This is a genomic window from Comamonas terrigena NBRC 13299, from assembly GCF_006740045.1.
GTDB lineage: Bacteria > Pseudomonadota > Gammaproteobacteria > Burkholderiales > Burkholderiaceae_C > Comamonas > Comamonas terrigena.
This window is the reverse complement of sequence record NZ_AP019749.1, coordinates 1,487,583-1,503,648: the sequence shown is the minus strand read 5'-3', so window position 1 is coordinate 1,503,648 and position 16,066 is coordinate 1,487,583. Positions and strand designations below refer to the sequence as shown.

Annotated in this window: 9 protein-coding genes; 4 read left to right on the top strand and 5 right to left on the bottom strand. The window is 63.5% G+C overall.

Annotation, left to right across the window (positions count from 1 at the left end):
- The first annotated feature begins 260 nt into the window (after window positions 1-260).
- Window positions 261-1,736, top strand: a complete 1,476-nt coding sequence (locus tag CT3_RS06895) for a Ppx/GppA phosphatase family protein (RefSeq protein WP_066535860.1) — start codon at window positions 261-263, stop codon at window positions 1,734-1,736.
- A gap of 253 nt (window positions 1,737-1,989) precedes the next feature.
- Here the strand turns inward: CT3_RS06895 and ppk1 are convergent, their stop codons facing one another.
- Window positions 1,990-4,056, bottom strand: a complete 2,067-nt coding sequence (ppk1, locus tag CT3_RS06890) for a polyphosphate kinase 1 (protein ID WP_227657931.1) — start codon at window positions 4,054-4,056, stop codon at window positions 1,990-1,992.
- A 339-nt stretch (window positions 4,057-4,395) separates the two neighbouring features.
- Between ppk1 and CT3_RS06885 the strand changes: the two genes are divergently transcribed.
- The 3 genes from CT3_RS06885 (at window position 4,396) to CT3_RS06875 (ending at window position 10,922) form a co-directional block, all read left to right on the top strand.
- Window positions 4,396-5,334 (top strand): Ppx/GppA family phosphatase, encoded by a 939-nt coding sequence (locus CT3_RS06885; protein ID WP_172591834.1) that lies wholly within the window; start codon window positions 4,396-4,398, stop codon window positions 5,332-5,334.
- A 223-nt stretch (window positions 5,335-5,557) separates the two neighbouring features.
- Window positions 5,558-8,515, top strand: coding sequence for a bifunctional diguanylate cyclase/phosphodiesterase (locus CT3_RS06880; RefSeq protein ID WP_227657867.1), 2,958 nt, complete (start codon window positions 5,558-5,560; stop codon window positions 8,513-8,515).
- Between the two features lie 184 nt (window positions 8,516-8,699).
- Window positions 8,700-10,922 carry a sensor domain-containing protein gene (locus CT3_RS06875; protein WP_066535868.1) on the top strand — a complete coding sequence of 741 codons (2,223 nt, stop codon included), beginning with the start codon at window positions 8,700-8,702 and terminating at the stop codon, window positions 10,920-10,922.
- An 82-nt stretch (window positions 10,923-11,004) separates the two neighbouring features.
- Here CT3_RS06875 and glmM read toward each other — a convergent pair whose 3' ends face one another.
- From glmM to CT3_RS06855, 4 genes are all read right to left on the bottom strand, one after another.
- Window positions 11,005-12,339: a phosphoglucosamine mutase gene (glmM, locus tag CT3_RS06870; protein ID WP_066535872.1), complete on the bottom strand. Its 1,335-nt coding sequence runs from the start codon at window positions 12,337-12,339 to the stop codon at window positions 11,005-11,007.
- Between the two features lie 35 nt (window positions 12,340-12,374).
- The gene (folP, locus tag CT3_RS06865) at window positions 12,375-13,217 is read right to left on the bottom strand and encodes a dihydropteroate synthase (RefSeq protein ID WP_066535878.1); all 843 of its coding nucleotides are present in this window, start codon (window positions 13,215-13,217) and stop codon (window positions 12,375-12,377) included.
- Between the two features lie 81 nt (window positions 13,218-13,298).
- Window positions 13,299-15,221, bottom strand: a complete 1,923-nt coding sequence (gene ftsH / locus CT3_RS06860) for an ATP-dependent zinc metalloprotease FtsH (RefSeq protein ID WP_066535881.1) — start codon at window positions 15,219-15,221, stop codon at window positions 13,299-13,301.
- A 183-nt stretch (window positions 15,222-15,404) separates the two neighbouring features.
- The gene (locus CT3_RS06855) at window positions 15,405-16,061 is read right to left on the bottom strand and encodes an RlmE family RNA methyltransferase (protein ID WP_066535883.1); all 657 of its coding nucleotides are present in this window, start codon (window positions 16,059-16,061) and stop codon (window positions 15,405-15,407) included.
- Between the last annotated feature and the right edge of the window lie 5 nt (window positions 16,062-16,066).

Genomic DNA, 16,066 nt, shown 5'->3' with positions numbered 1-16,066 from the left:
AAAAAGTGATAAGCGTGAATGTAAAAAGGCTTTGTGACAGTGTCGTGACATAAAAAAGAAGTCGCAAGCCGTTGCACCCCGGGCGCAGCATGGGTTCTGCACCATCGCACAGAGCGTCACCAATCTGTCACACAGTCGGCGTAGCGTGCGCCCTCTGCGCTTCTGTCAAGAAAGCACCAGAGGCATTCGCGCGAATGTCATCTCCGCGTCAGCGACGCTGCTAAGCTTGTCCCCTTTTCGCCCGTACCTGTTTTCGCTTCATGCCACACGCCACGACACTTGCCGCCATCGACCTGGGCTCCAACAGTTTCCGGCTGGAAATTGGCAGCTATGAGCACCTGCAGATCCAGCGGGTCGAATACCTCAAGGAAACCGTGCGCCAGGGCAACGGGCTGGATGACGAGCGCAACCTGACCCCGGAAGCCATGGAGCGCGGCTGGGCCTGCCTGGCGCGGTTTGGCGAGCGCCTGCGCGGCTTCGACCCCCAGCGTGTGCGTGCGGTGGCCACACAGACACTGCGCGAAGCCCGCAACCGGGAGGCTTTTGTGCAGCGCGGCAGCGAGCTGCTGGGCTTTCCCATTGATGTCATCAGCGGCGAAGACGAAGCACGCCTGATCTACCGCGGCGTGGTCAGCCAGCTGCCGATGAGCGATGAACGGCGCCTGGTGATGGACATTGGCGGCCGCTCCACCGAATTCGTGCTGGGCCACGGCGTGCAGGCCGAAGCCCTGGCCTCCTACCGCATTGGCAGCGTGGCCTGGTCCATGCGCTACTTTCCCCAGGGCGTGCTGACCGCAGAAGCCTTTGCCAACGCCGAACTGGCCGCCCGCGCCGTGCTGGACGAGGCGTTGGACACCTTCCGTCCCGGCAGCTGGGATTGCGCCTATGCCTCGGCAGGTACGGCCAATGCCGTCGGCGAGGTCCTGATTGCCAATGGCCGCAGCCAGGGCGTGATCGACCGCGACGGCCTGGACTGGCTGCTGCAGCAGCTGTTGCGCGCCCAGACGATGGACCGCATCCGGCTGGAAGGCATGCGCGAGGACCGCCGCCCCATGCTGGCCGGCGGCATCAGCATCATGCGTGCCGCCTTCGACCTGCTGGGCATTGACTCCATGCAGATTGCCCAGGGCGCACTGCGCCAGGGCGTGCTGCATGACCTGATCGATGCCGATCTGCCCACAGGCGACCTGCGCACTGCCAGTGTGCAGGCCCTGGCCAACCGTTTTGCCGTGGAAACCGCCCATGGGCGCCATGTGGCCGACACCGCCCAGCACCTGTGGCGCGAGATGACCGGCAGCACCCAGCCACAGCACCACCTGCTGGAATGGGCCGGCCTGTTGCACGAGGTGGGCCAACGCATCAACCGCAGCGACTACCACCGCCACAGCGCCTACATCCTGCAATACAGCGGTGCCAAAGGCTTTGCCGAGGACGAGTTGCTGCACCTGGCCCTGCTGGTGCTGGGCCACCGCGGCAAGCTCAAGAAGGTGGAAGACTTCATCAGCCAGGCTCCCGGTGCCATGGAACTGCTGGCCCTGCGCCTGGCCGTGATCCTGTGCCACGCCCGCCAGGCACCCCAATTGCAGGGCATGCAACTGCTGCGCCGCGGTGCGAGCTTCACCCTGCGTGCGCCGGCCCACTGGTCGCAGCAGTTTCCCCAATCCGCCCATCTGCTGGCGGAAGAGGCGGAAGCCTGGTCCAGGACGCCGTGGAAACTGCAACTCTTGCTGGACTGAACGGCGACGCCGTACCGGCTGTCTGACAAGGCTGCACGACCGTTGCGGGAGTGCGCTGCATACGCACCGGCAATGGCCAGGCATGCCATCAATGCCTCCCGGGCAGTGCCCAGGCAACGCATACAACCGCACGGCAATGTCACCCCACCATCGCTCGTGCGTGCGTGTGCGTGCGACCGGTCAGCAATCCACACCAGCGCACGCAGCCCCTGCGACAGGGGCCAGGCATGACTGCCTGCGGCCGCAGCCGGCGTCAGCCGCCCGCGTAGCGCTGCATCAGTGCCTGCTGTGCGCCCAGGCCGGTCTGGGGATGCGGGGGCGGCAGATAGCGGCCATCGGGCTGTTGGCTCCAGGCATCCCGGTCATCGTGCAGATAGGCCACCAAGCATTCGTCGATGATCTGCTGGCGCAGCGCCGCATCCGTCACCGGCCAGGCCAGCTCCACACGCCGCAGCATGTTGCGGCTCATCCAGTCAGCGCTGGACAGGTAGACATGCTCGTGCACACCCCAGGCAAAATAGAAGACGCGGGTGTGTTCCAGAAAGCGGCCGATCACCGATCGCACGCGGATGTTGTCGGTCTGCCCGGCCACCTGTGGCGGCAGCATGCAGGCTCCGCGCACGATCAGATCAATCTGCACACCGGCCTGCCCGGCCGCCACCAGGCCGCGTATCAGGGCTTCATCGGTCAGCGCATTCATCTTCACCACAATGCGCGCTGGCTTGCCCTGGCGCGCAGCATCGGCCGCCTTGCCTATCAGCGCCAGCAGGCGGTCATGCAGGGCAAACGGCGCCATCACCAGGCGCTGCAGCTGGGGCATGTGGTTCTGGTTGGCCAGATGGCTGAATACGGCATCCATATCGGCCGTGGTGCCGGCCTCACAGGTCAGATAGCCGAGATCGGTATACAGCCGCGCCGTGCGCATGTTGTAGTTGCCGGTGGACAGATGGCCGTAGCGCCGCAGGCGCCGACCTTCGCGCCGCGTCACCAGCAGCATCTTGGCGTGGGTCTTGAGTCCCACCACGCCATAGACCACCTGGGCACCCACATCCTCCAGAGACTCTGCCCAGTTGATGTTGGCTTCCTCGTCAAAGCGGGCCTTGAGCTCCACCACCGCCATGACCTCCTTGCCGCGGCGCACCGCCTCGCCCAGCAGCCGCATCAGCTCGGAATCGGCACCGGTGCGGTAGATGGTCTGCTTGATCACCAGCACCTGCGGGTCGTTCACGGCCTCGCGCAGCAACGCCAGCACGCCATCGAAGCTCTCGAACGGCTGGTGCATCAGCACATCGCGCTGGCGCATCTGCGCCATGATGGAGCTGCCTTGCGCCAGCTGGCGTGGCCAGACCGGGCGCCAGGCGGGGAACAGCAGTTGCGGCGCATCCACCAGCTCGATCAGCTGTGCCAGCCGCCCCAGATTCACCGGTCCCTTGACGCGGAACAACACCTGCGGCGGCAGCGAGAACTGGGTGAGCAGCATCTGCGCGAGCGTGTCGGAGCAGCCGAAGTCCACCTCCAGCCGCACGGCCATGCCGTAATGCCGGTGGTGCAGGCCCTGGCGCAACGCGGTCCGCAGGTCCGGCACATCCTCCTCATCCACCGAGAGATCGGAGTGGCGCGTGACGCGGAACTGCGAAAACTCCTGCACCTTGCGGCCCGGAAACAGGTCTTTCAGATGGGCACGCACGATGCTGGTCAGACTGACGAACAGGCGCTTGCCTTCCGTGACCTTGGCTGGCATGGCCACCAGGCGCGGCAGCGCACGCGGCACACGCAAAATAGCCACATCATTGTGGCGACCGAAGGCATCATTGCCCTGTAGCCGCACGATGAAGTTCAGCGTCTTGTTGGCCACCTTGGGAAAAGGATGAGCCGGATCCAGCCCAACCGGCACCAGCAGCGGCTGCACCTCCTTGGCGAAATAGCTGTGCACCCATTCCCTCTGGGCCGCCGTGCGGTCGCGATTGGCCACCACACGGATGCCGACACGCCCGAAGGCCGGGCTGATCTCTTCGTTGTAGATCCGGTACTGCTGCGTCACCAGGGCATGGGAATGGTCGGCCAGGGCCTGCAGCGGTGCCGGCATGGCCGCCCCCTGCTCGATGGCCGCACGCATGGCCGTGACCTGCGGTGCGGCGCGCACCTCGAAGAACTCGTCCAGATTGGAGGAGACGATGGTCAGGAACCGCAGCCGCTCCAGCAGCGGCACATCGTCGCGCATGGCCCAGGCCAGCACGCGTTCGTTGAACGCCAGAATGCACAGGTCCCGGTCCAGCAGCGGCAGCACTGGCGGCGCCGGCACGGGCAACAAGGCCGCCATTTCCACTGGCGCACTGGGGGTGGGCGTCGCGCCCAGCTCCAGCGCTGCCACCACGTCTGCACTCCCACGCATGGGGACATCGCTGACAACAGCTTCTTCTGTCATCGCGTTGTCATCGAAGGCGGTGGAAGCGGCATGCATACAAGAAACCCGAGTGGTGAAGCGTCCAGTATTGGCGGCCAATGTGACAAACCCATGACAACGGCATGACACACTCTGCCATACGGCTCCAGCATCCCGCCGCGCGCCCGCTGCAGGCACTGGGACTTTGGCCGTTCTGTCAGGGCTGCCACAGGCTTCGGTGGTAACCTGCGCGGCTTGGCTTGGGGGCACATGCACATGAAAGAGGGAAGCGCGCTGGCCGCAATCGACATCGGCTCCAACAGCATTCTGCTGGAGACCGCGCGCATGGAGCGTGGCCATATCCGCCTGCAGCTGCACCGCAAGGAAACCATCCGCCTGGGAGGCGCCCTGGATGCCGACGGCCGCCTGCAGCCCGAAGCCATGGAGCGCGGCTGGGACTGCCTGCAGCGCTACGCCCAGCTGATGGCCCATGTGCCACCCTCGCAGCGCAAGGTGGTGGCCACCCAGACCCTGCGCGAAGCCACCAACCGCCAGATCTTTCTGGACCGCACCGCATCGATTGTGCAATGCCCGGTGGAAGTCATCACCGGCGAGCAGGAAGCACAGCTGATCTACCAGGGCGTGGCCCTGTTCCTACCCGACGACCAGCATCCCCGGCTGGTGGTGGACATCGGAGGCCGCTCCACCGAGCTGGGCTGGGGCCAGGGCAGCGAGCTGCGACACGCCAGCTCCTACCCCTTGGGCAGTGTGGGCTGGGCGCAGGCCTTCTTCCCCGATGGCACGCTGTCTGCCAACGCCTTTGCCCAGGCACGTGAGGCAGCGCTGTCCGTGCTGGCCCCGGCACGCCCCTTGGCCAACCAACTGGCCACGGCATCCAGCGCGCAGGTGTACGGTGCTTCCGGCACGGCGGGCGCCATCAGCAAGGTGCTGACGGCCCAGGGCCATACCCCGGGCAGCATCAGCCGCGAGGCGTTGTGGGCGCTGCGCGACCAGTTGCAGTCCTGGGGCCATGTGCGCCACCTGGCCAGCCTGCAAGGGCTGCGCTCCGAGCTGCTACCGGTCATCGGTGGCGGCATCAGCGTGATGTGTGCGGTGTTCGAACTGCTGGGGCTACAGCAGATGCGCATGGCCCAGGGGGCACTGCGGCACGGGCTGCTGGTGAGCCTGTCACAAGCCGGCCCGCTGGATGGCTGAAGACCACACGGATTCCGCCCATGTGCAGCCAATTCCTGGCAGATCGCGGCATGAGATTGGCTCCCCACGGACAGAGGAAATTTTGCTTTTCCAAACAACTGCAGTCACTGCAGCATCTGCACCGCAGACCCCACCGCAAGTCCAGCCGCGGCAGGACAGGCGTTGCTGCAGCGACTTGCCATCCCGGCCCTCACCGTGATAATGCTTCGGGAAAGAGACCACTGTGGCCGAACCTTCCACACCTGCCCCCCCGCTGCTGAACGCCGGACGCACCAACACGGTTGCGTGGATGGTGTTCATCCTGGGTTTGCTGTTATCGACCGCACTGATCTGGCACCTTGAACGCCAGGATCAGCAGCAGGCCCGCGCCCTGGCCAACGATGTCGCCACCGACCACGCGCGCTATCTGGAGCGCGGAATCGGCCAGGCCCTGGCCGCCAACAAAGCCCTGGCCGCCGCTGTGGCGCAGACCCACGGTTCCATCCAGGCGTTTGAGGAGACGGCCCGCCACCTGATCGTGATGTACCCGGAAGTCAGCGCCATGTCCCTGGCACCCAACGGAGTGATCCAGGTCGTGGTGCCCCTGGTGGGCAATGAAGGTGTGCTGGGCTTCAACCAGTTGAACTCCCCCCAGCAGCAGCGCGAAGCCGAACGGGCCCGCGACAGCAACCAGCTGACCCTGGCCGGCCCCATGCCCCTGGCACAGGGCGGCATCGGCATCGTGGGGCGCATGCCGGTGTTTCTGGAAGCCGGTAAATTCTGGGGCTTCACCAATGTCACCCTGCGCCTGGAAGCGGTCCTGAAAACTGCACGCCTGGAGCGCCTGAACGCACGCGGCTACGACTATGTGCTCTGGCGTGTCCCGCCAGGCAGTGACACCCCGCAGATCATCCAGGCAGCCGGCACCACGCTGTCGGCCGCCACCGTCCACCAGCGCATCGAGTTGCCCAACAGCGAATGGATGCTCAGCGTCATGCCCCGCAGCGGCTGGCTCAACCCCACCACCTTGCTGATGCGGGCTTTGGCGGGCCTGTTGTTTGCCTCCTTGATCGGCGCCTTGACCAAGCTGCTGCTGCACCTGAAAGCCCATGAAGCCAATCTGGAGCAGATGGTGAACCAGCGCACCCAACAGCTCCAGGACGCCCAGCGCCAGCTGCGCGCCACCATCGACGCCATTCCCGATGTGCTGATGGAACTGGATCGCGAAGGCCACTACATCAGTGTGCACAGCCCGCGCCCCGACATGCTGGCAGCCCCTCGGGATGCTTTGATCGGCAAGCGCTTCACGGAATTCCTGCCTGAAAAAGACAGCCGCATCGTCTTCAACGCCTTGCAGATCGCCGAAACCTCGGGCTGGGCCAGCGGTTTTAGGCTGCAAGTTCCGACCCGCGATGGGCACAGCAAATGGTTCGAACTCTCGGTGGCCCGCAAAAGCCCGGCATTTGCCTCCGAAGCGCACTTCATCGTGCTGTCGCGCGATGTGACCGAACGAGTGCAAGCCGAGCAGGAGCTCTACCTGACCTCCCAGGTGTTTCGCCAAAGCAGCGAAGCCATTGTCATTTCGGATGCCATGCACCGCATTGTCCAGATCAACCCGGCCTACTGCCGCCTGAGTGGCTTCGGTGCACCCGAAGCCATCGGTCAGCTGGCCAGCCTGGACATGGCGCAATCCGGCGCACCCAGCGAGCTGCCTGCCGAGCCCTACCTGCTCGTGCAGCGCACCGGCCAATGGGAAGGCGAAACACAGGGCCTGCACCGCAACGGCACCCCTTACCAGCAGTACCGGACCATCACGGCCTTGCGCGACGAGCAAGGCCGGCTGACGCACTGCATCACCCTGTTCCGCGACATCACGCAGCAGCGCCGGGACCAGGAACGCATCCGGCACCTGGCGCATTTCGATGCCCTCACCGGCCTGCCCAACCGCAGCCTGCTGTCCGAACGGGTCACGCAAGCCATCCAGCACCAGCGCACCGCCGAAGGCTGCGCCGCCTTGCTATTCTTGGACCTGGACCATTTCAAGAATATCAACGACTCACTGGGCCACCGTGTCGGCGACCGTGTCCTGGTGGCCCTGGCCCGGCGGCTGCAACTGCAATTGCGTCCCCAGGACACCGTGGCGCGCATGGGCGGGGACGAATTCGTGGTGCTGGTCTACGGCCGGCAGATGGCCGATGTGGAGGTTCTGGCGCAAAAGCTGCTGGACAGCACTGCAGCCCCTTTTCAGATCGATGGGCATGAGCTCACCATCTCGCTGTCTATCGGCATCGCCACCTACCCCGTGGACGGCGATGGCTTCGACACCCTCTACCAGCGTGCCGATGCAGCCATGTACCGCGCCAAGCAGTCAGGCCGCAACCGCTATAGCTTCTTCACTGCCGAGCTGGAAGCGCGCAGCGCCCGCACGCTGCACATTGCCAATGCCCTGCGCCGCGCCCTGGAGCGGGAGCAGTTCGCACTGCACTACCAGCCCCAGCTGGACACCCACACCAAGGCCGTGATCGGCGCGGAAGCGCTGATCCGCTGGTACCACCCTGAACTGGGCCAGGTGTCACCCGCCGAGTTCATTCCCATTGCGGAAAGCACCGGCCTCATCATCGGCATCGGCGATTGGGTGATGCGCACGGCGGCCCAGGACATGCGCCGCTGGCTGGACATGGGGATCACGCTGCGCACCGTGTCCGTAAATCTGTCACCGCTGCAGTTCCAGCACCACCACCTGCCCGAGCAGGTGGCACGCAATCTGGCCCATGCCCGGTTGCCGGCGAAGCATCTGATGCTGGAGCTGACCGAAAGTGCCGCAGTCGACGACCCAGCAGCCGCCATTGCCATGCTGGACAGGCTCAATCGCCAGGGCGTGCGCATTGCGCTGGACGACTTCGGCACCGGCTACTCCTCGCTCAGCTACCTCAAGCGTTTTCAGATCCACAAGCTCAAGATCGACCAGTCCTTTGTGCGCGACCTGGAGCAGGACGCCAACGACCGGGCCATCATTGTGGCCATCATCCATATCGCCAAGGCACTCGGCATGGACACCCTGGCCGAAGGGGTGGAAAGCGAAGCGCAGCTGGATTTTCTGCAGGCACAGGGCTGCAATTTTGTGCAAGGCTACCTGTTCAGCCGCCCGCTGCCCGCGCCACAATTTGAAGCCCTGCTTCTAGCCTGCACGCCGGCGTCCTGAAAAAGCGCCCGGCAAAGTGGACTTGCGTATTTTTTGTGCGCAGTCAAGCGAGTGTGCAAACCGACAAACATCCCGATGGGTAACACCGCCGCGCGTGACGCGCGCGTGTAACATAAGTACACATTTACCTCCCCTGCCCGCATGACGGGTCAGGGTCGCTTCCCTTTTTGTGTCTTCCGCACACATGTCCACTCTGCTGAATGCGCCTTCGCACGCCTTGCCTCTTGAAAGTGCGGAGTCGAATGCCGTTCAACGCCTGCTGCGGGAACACCAGACGCTGCTGGAAAGCGCCGATGTCGGCATCGTCTTCATCCGCCAGCGCGTGGTCGTGCGCTGCAACCGGCGCTACGCGGAAATCTTCGGTTATCTGCATCCACAGGACATGGAAGGCATCAGCAGTGCCAACTTTCATCCGACCCGCACCGAATTTCGCGAACTGGGGCGTACCGCCTACCCCACGCTGTCGCGCGGTGAAGTCTTCAAAACCGAACGCCTCATGCGCCGCAAGAACGGGCGGCTTTTCTGGGGCGCACTCACCGGGCGCCTGATCAACCCGGACGACACACGGGAAGGCTCCATCTGGATCATCGACGACATCGACGAGCAAAAGCGCTCGCAGTCGCTGCTGGGCAATGCCTTGCGAGAAAAGCAGCTGCTGTTCGACCACGCGGCCATTGGCATTGCGTTCTTCCGCAAAGGCAAGATCACCCGCTGCAACCCCCATCTGGAACAGATGCTGGGTTACGACCCTGGCGAGCTGCAGAACATCGACCCCACCAGTTTCATCCCCAGCACCCAGGCATGGGAGCAGTTGCAGCACAAAAGCCAGAGCGTACTATTGAACGGCCTGCGCTTCGAGGCCGAAGTCGCCCTGCAGCGCAAGGACGGCTCCGTGCTAGAGTGCGAGATGCGTTGCAAGCTCCTGGATGCCTCCGATCTTTCGCAAGGCAGCGTCTGGATCATCGAAGACATCACCGACCGCAAGCTGGCACAGCAGCATCTGGCACAGGTACAGAACCAGCTGGAGCAGCAGGTGCGCGAACGCACTCTGGAACTGAGCTCCACGGTGGCCGACCTGCACCGTGAAGTGCAGGACCAGGAGCGCATTTACTGGCTGGCGCACTACGACCCGCTCACCGGCCTGCCCAACCGAACACTGCTGGCCCAGCGCAGCGCCGGGGCCATCCAGACCGCCACCGAAAACAGCACGCCGCTGGCCGTGATCTTCCTGGACCTGGACCACTTCAAGCATGTGAACGATTCGCTGGGCCACAAGGTCGGCGACGCCCTGCTGGTGGAAATCGGCAAGCGCCTGCGCTCCATCGTGCGCGAGCGCGACACCGTGGCGCGTCTGGGGGGGGATGAATTCGTGCTGCTGCTGCCCGGCGCCAACGCCCAGGGGGCCGCCCGCGTGGCCGCCAAGCTGCAGGAAGCATCGCAGCGCCCCTACCAGATCGAGCACCATGAGCTGACCATTGCGCCCTCCATGGGCATCGCCTTGCACCCGCAGGACGGCACGGAATTCGATGCCCTGACCCAGGCGGCCGATGTGGCCATGTACCACGCCAAGCTGGATGGCCGCAACACCTACCGCTTCTTCACCCCGGAGATGCGCGCCAAGTCCTTGCGCGCACTGCAACTGGAGAATGCCTTGCGCCGGGCCTTGGAGCGCAAGCAATTCCAGCTGCATTACCAGCCCCAGGTGTGCCTGCGCACCGGCTCCATTCGCAGCGCAGAAGCGCTGCTGCGCTGGCACCACCCTGAACTGGGCTCCATTTCCCCGGCGGAATTCATTCCTGTAGCCGAAGACAGCGGGCAGATCCTGCAGATCGGTGAATGGGTGCTGAAAACCGCCGTGGAACAGCTCAAGCAGTGGAACCAACAGGGGTTGGGCAACATCAAGGTGGCCGTCAATCTGTCGGCAATTCAATTCCACCAGCCCCAGCTGCCGGAGATGGTCAGCCGCATCCTGACGGAATCCGGCATTTCACCCGACCTGCTGGAGCTGGAGCTGACCGAAGGTGTCGCCGTCCAGGATCCCCGCACGGCCACGGCCACGATGGACCGTTTGAACTCCCACGGCATCCGGCTGTCCATGGACGACTTTGGCACCGGATACTCGTCACTCAGCCAGCTCAAACGGTTCCAGATTTACAAACTCAAGATCGACCAGTCGTTCATCCGCGACATTGACCACGACAGCAATGACCGCGCCATTGTCAGCGCCATCATTCGCATGGCACAGGCCCTGGGCATGCAAACCACGGCCGAAGGCGTAGAGACGCAGGCGCAACTGGAATTTCTGCAACAGCAAGGCTGCGATGAGGCCCAGGGCTACCACTTCAGCCGGCCGCTCCAGGCAGGTGACTTCGAGCACTTTTTCCGCAGCTACGCACAGTCTCACTGAAGCTCGGATCATAAAAAAAGGGCCCATAAAGGGCCCCGTTTTTTATGAAGGGGGGCGCAGTCGGCACCTCCCCAATGCACCATCATCCTGCACGGGCTGCATCCGCCAGACCTTGCGCCAGGCGGTGGGCCAGCGCAGCATCCTGCGCCTCCACCATCACGCGCAGCAGCGGCTCCGTGCCGCTGGCACGGATCAACACCCGCCCGTAATGGCCCAACTCCTGCTCGGCCGCGGTCTGCGCCTGTGCCAATGCCGTGTTGGACTTCCAATCCTGGTCAGGCTGCAGGCGCACGTTCACCATGACCTGGGGATACAGCGTCAACCCATCCAGCAGCGCTGCCATGGTCTTGCCACTGCGTGCACAAGCCTGCAGCACTTGCAGCGCACTCACCAAGCCATCACCGGTAGTGTGCTTGTCCAGGGCCAGCAGATGTCCCGATCCTTCTCCACCCAGAATCCATTGGCGCCGCTGCAGCTCCTCCAGCACATAGCGGTCACCCACCTTGGCGCGCACCATGGGCACGCCCTGGCTTTCCAGGGCTTTTTCCACCGCCATATTGGTCATCAGGGTGCCCACCACACCACCCACCGGTTCGCTGCGTCGCAAACGATCCTGCACCATCAGGAACAGCACCTCATCGCCATTGAAGATACGCCCTTGCGCATCCACCATCTGCAGACGGTCGGCATCGCCATCCAGGGCAATACCGTAGTCCGCATGGTGGGCGCGGACAGCCTGGGCCAATGCCTGCGGATACGTGGCCCCCACACCGTCGTTGATGTTCAGCCCATCCGGCTGGCAGCCGATGGCCACCACATCGGCGCCCAGCTCATGGAACACCTGCGGTGCAATCTGGTAGGCCGCGCCGTGGGCGGCATCCACCACGATCTTGAGACCACGCAGGCTCAGATCGTTGGCAAACGTGCTTTTGCAGAATTCGATATAGCGGCCTGCCGCATCGTTGAGCCGGCGCGTCTTGCCGAGATTGCGCGAATCGACCCACGCAGGCTCGGCATCGATCAAGGCCTCCACTTCTTCTTCCCAGGCATCGGGCAGCTTTGTACCTTGGGCGCTGAAGAACTTGATACCGTTGTCCGGGTACGGGTTGTGGCTGGCACTGATCACCACCCCCAGGCTGGCGCGTTGTGCTCGCGTCAGATAGGCCACGCCGGGTGTGGGCAGCGGTCCCAGCAGAATGACGTCCACTCCTGCCGCATTGAAACCGGCTTCCATCGCGGCTTCCAGCATATAGCCCGAAATCCGGGTGTCCTTGCCAATCAGCACCGTCGGACGCTCTTGCGTCCGCTTGAGCACGCGGCCCACCGCATGCGCCAGGCGCAATGCGAAATCGGCCGTGATCGGTGCCTTGCCGACAGTGCCCCGGATTCCATCGGTACCAAAATATTGACGCGCCATGGCGCTCCTCCTCGTTTTATTGCTCAACCCACTGCTCACGCCGCATCGTGTGCATGCATGGCATTCCAGATTTTCAATGCCGCCACCGTGTCCGCCACATCGTGCACACGCACGACACGTGCCCCACGCTCCACCGCCAGCACGGCGGCCGTCACACTGGGCACCATGCGCTCGTGCACGGGCAAGCCCGTCACGGTTCCCAGCGAGCCCTTGCGGGACCATCCCGCCAGCAGCGGCAAGTCTAGGTCCAGCAGATCTTGCTGCCGGGCAAGCAGTGCAAAGTTTTGTTCCACGCTCTTGCCGAAGCCGATGCCGTAGTCCAGCGTGATGCGCTCGCGCGCCACCCCCAGCTGCTCCAGGCATGCCACCTGCTCCGCCAGAAACTGGCGCACCTGGGCAACGGGATCGGCCTGCATGTGCTCCAGGTGCATGGTCTGTGGCGTCTGGTGCATGTGCATCAGGCACACGCCACTGCGCGGATGCGCCGCAATGATCTCGCGGGCACCTGCCTGGCGCAAAGCCCATATGTCATTGATGATGTCGGCGCCGGCATCCAGCACTGCCTGCATCACCTCTGGCTTGTAGGTGTCCACGGACACCGGCACCTGCAGGCGCACGGCTTCCTTGACCACCGGCAGCACCCGCGCCAGCTCTTCGTCCAGGGGCACCGCCGGACTTCCGGGGCGCGTCGATTCGCCACCGATGTCCAGGATATCGGCCCCCTCTTTCAGCAGCCTTTCTGCATGTGCCATGGCCGCACTGGTACCGGCATGCCGCCCACCGTCCGAAAAGGAATCCGGTGTCACATTCACAATGCCCATGACGCGCGGTCGGCGCAGATCAATGTCAAAGCGCGTCACCTGCCAGCATGTATTCATCGCCCGTCCTTGGATTTCATCTGAAAAAACAAAGCGGGACTCCACAGAGTCCCGCTTTTCCTGTGCCTGATGGCACCAGGATCACACCGCCGTAGGTGCCGTATCGGTGTCTACCGCAGGGGTTCCACCGCCGTGCCCGCTGTCACCCGACGAGGGGGGATTGCGTGGCGTCCAGTCCTTGGGGGGACGTGGCTCCTTACCCGCCATGATGTCGTCCAGCTGCTCCGCATCGATGGTTTCCCAATCGAGCATGGCCTTGGCCATGGCATGCATCTTGTCGGAGTTGTCCTCGATCAGCTTGCGCGCCAGATGGTACTGCTCGTCGATGATGCGTCGCACTTCAGCGTCCACCTTCTGCATGGTCTCTTCGCTGATGCCGCTGGGCTTGCTCATGGAGCGGCCCAGGAAAGGCTCGCCTTCCTGTTCGGCATAGACCATGGGGCCCAGTGCATCGGTCATGCCATAGCGCGTCACCATGTCACGGGCAATCTGCGTCGCACGCTCAAAGTCGTTCGATGCCCCCGTGGTCATCTGGTTCATGAACACTTCTTCAGCAATGCGGCCGCCGAACAGCATCGCGATCTGGTTGAGCATGAACTCCTTGTCATAGGAGTAGCGGTCTTTTTCCGGCAGGCTCATGGTCACGCCCAGCGCACGGCCGCGCGGGATGATGGTGACCTTGTGCACCGGGTCGCACTTGGGCAGCAGCTTGCCGATCAGGGCATGGCCTGCCTCGTGGTAGGCCGTGTTGCGGCGCTCTTCCTCGGGCATGACCATGGACTTGCGCTCGGGGCCCATGATGATCTTGTCCTTGGCCTTTTCAAAGTCCTGCATCTCCACGGTGCGCGCGTTGCGGCGTGCAGCCATCAGGGCCGCTTCGTTGCACAGGTTCGCCAGATCGGCACCCGACATGCCGGGCGTGCCGCGTGCAATGATGGCCGGGTTCACGTCCTGGGCCACAGGGATCTTGCGCATGTGCACGTTCAGGATCTGCTCGCGGCCACGGATGTCCGGCAAGGTCACATAGACCTGGCGGTCGAAACGTCCGGGACGCAGCAGAGCGGCATCCAGGATGTCGGGGCGGTTGGTGGCAGCCACCACGATCACGCCCAGGTTGGTTTCGAAACCATCCATCTCCACCAGCATCTGGTTCAGTGTCTGCTCGCGCTCATCGTTGCCACCGCCCATGCCGGCGCCACGCTGGCGGCCCACCGCATCGATTTCATCGATGAAGATGATGCAAGGCGCATTCTTCTTGGCGTTCTCGAACATGTCGCGCACACGGGCCGCGCCCACGCCAACGAACATTTCCACGAAGTCGGAACCCGAGATCGAGAAGAACGGCACCTTGGCTTCGCCCGCAATCGACTTGGCCAGCAGCGTCTTGCCCGTACCGGGAGGGCCCACCAGCAGCAGGCCACGCGGAATGCGGCCACCCAGCTTCTGGAACTTGTTGGGGTCCTTCAGGAAGTCGACGACTTCCTTGACTTCCTCCTTGGCCTCGTCGCAACCGGCGACGTCGGCGAAGGTGACGGTGTTGTTGTTTTCGTCGAGCATGCGCGCCTTGGACTTGCCAAAGCTGAACGCGCCGCCCTTGCCACCGCCCTGCATCTGGCGCATGAAGTACACCCACACGCCGATCAGCAGCAGCATCGGCCCCCAGCTGATGAGCAAGCTCATCAGCAGCGAGCCTTCTTCACGCGGCTTGACGTCGAACTTGACGTTGTTGTTGATCAGGTCGCCCACCAGACCACGGTCCAGGTAGGTCGCGGTCGTGCGCACACGGCGGTCATCGTTGGTGACCGCCATGATTTCGGTGCCGCCAGGGCTCTCCTGGATGGTGACGCTCTTGATGCGGTTGCTGCGCACATCCTCGAGGAAGTCGGAATAGCCGACATAACCAGCGCCAGCACCGCCACGGGTGTCAAACTGCTTGAACACCGTGAACAGCACCATGGCGATGACCAGCCATACGGCAACTTTAGAAAACCACTGATTGTTCAAGCGGGGCTCCAATGAAAAAGGCGAAATTCATGCACATACGGACGATGTCATCCATATGGGATGCATTTTAGGTGTTTCAAGCATGCGGATCGAAACCTTATTCCTGCCAAGGCGATAGGTCTCCGGGAAATATCCGCCCAGCGGAGGGGGCAACACCCGCGGTTGATCCACATCAAAGTGGCATCAGGTCTTGAGTCCCATTCCGATCAGGAATGTTTCCGATGAACGGATGCGCGAGGATTTGGGCTTGAACGTCTTGACCGTGCGAAAAGTCTGGCGAAACAGGGCCACCAGCTCGTCATAACCGGGACCGTGGAACAACTTGACCACCAGCGCCCCCTCGGGCTTGAGGTGGTGGGTCGCGAAATCGACCGCCAGCTCGATCAGGTGGGTGATGCGCGCGCCGTCCGTCGTGGAATTACCCGACAGGTTTGGGGCCATGTCCGACACCACCACATCCACCGCCCGTCCCTGCACCGCCTCTTCCAGCTGCGCCAGCACCGGTTCCTCGCGGAAGTCGCCCTGGATGAAGTGCACGCCTTCAATGGATTCCATCGGCAGCAGGTCCAGCGAGATGATGGTGCCATTCAAGTCCCCTACGGCGGCTCCCTTGGGGGCCAGCTTGCGGCGCAGGTACTGGCTCCACGCACCGGGAGCACAGCCCAGATCCACCACAATGTCACCGGGATGGATCAGCTTGAGCGCCTCATCGATCTCCTTCAACTTGTAGGCCGCACGGGCCCGGTAGCCGTCTTTCTGTGCGGCCTGAACATAGGGATCGTTGACATGGTTGTTGAGCCATGCCTTATCCACTTTCTTGCTTTTGGTATTGATCTTCATGCGAA

What these genes read in the sequence shown, in the direction of transcription:
- CT3_RS06855 (WP_066535883.1), bottom strand. Translation starts at nt 16,061, where the DNA reads ATGAAGATCAATACCAAAAGCAAGAAAGTGGATAAGGCATGGCTCAAC.
- CT3_RS06875 (WP_066535868.1), top strand. Translation starts at nt 8,700, where the DNA reads ATGTCCACTCTGCTGAATGCGCCTTCGCACGCCTTGCCTCTTGAAAGT.
- ppk1 (WP_227657931.1), bottom strand. Translation starts at nt 4,056, where the DNA reads ATGGCGGCCTTGTTGCCCGTGCCGGCGCCGCCAGTGCTGCCGCTGCTG.
- folP (WP_066535878.1), bottom strand. Translation starts at nt 13,217, where the DNA reads ATGAATACATGCTGGCAGGTGACGCGCTTTGACATTGATCTGCGCCGA.
- glmM (WP_066535872.1), bottom strand. Translation starts at nt 12,339, where the DNA reads ATGGCGCGTCAATATTTTGGTACCGATGGAATCCGGGGCACTGTCGGC.
- CT3_RS06895 (WP_066535860.1), top strand. Translation starts at nt 261, where the DNA reads ATGCCACACGCCACGACACTTGCCGCCATCGACCTGGGCTCCAACAGT.
- CT3_RS06885 (WP_172591834.1), top strand. Translation starts at nt 4,396, where the DNA reads ATGAAAGAGGGAAGCGCGCTGGCCGCAATCGACATCGGCTCCAACAGC.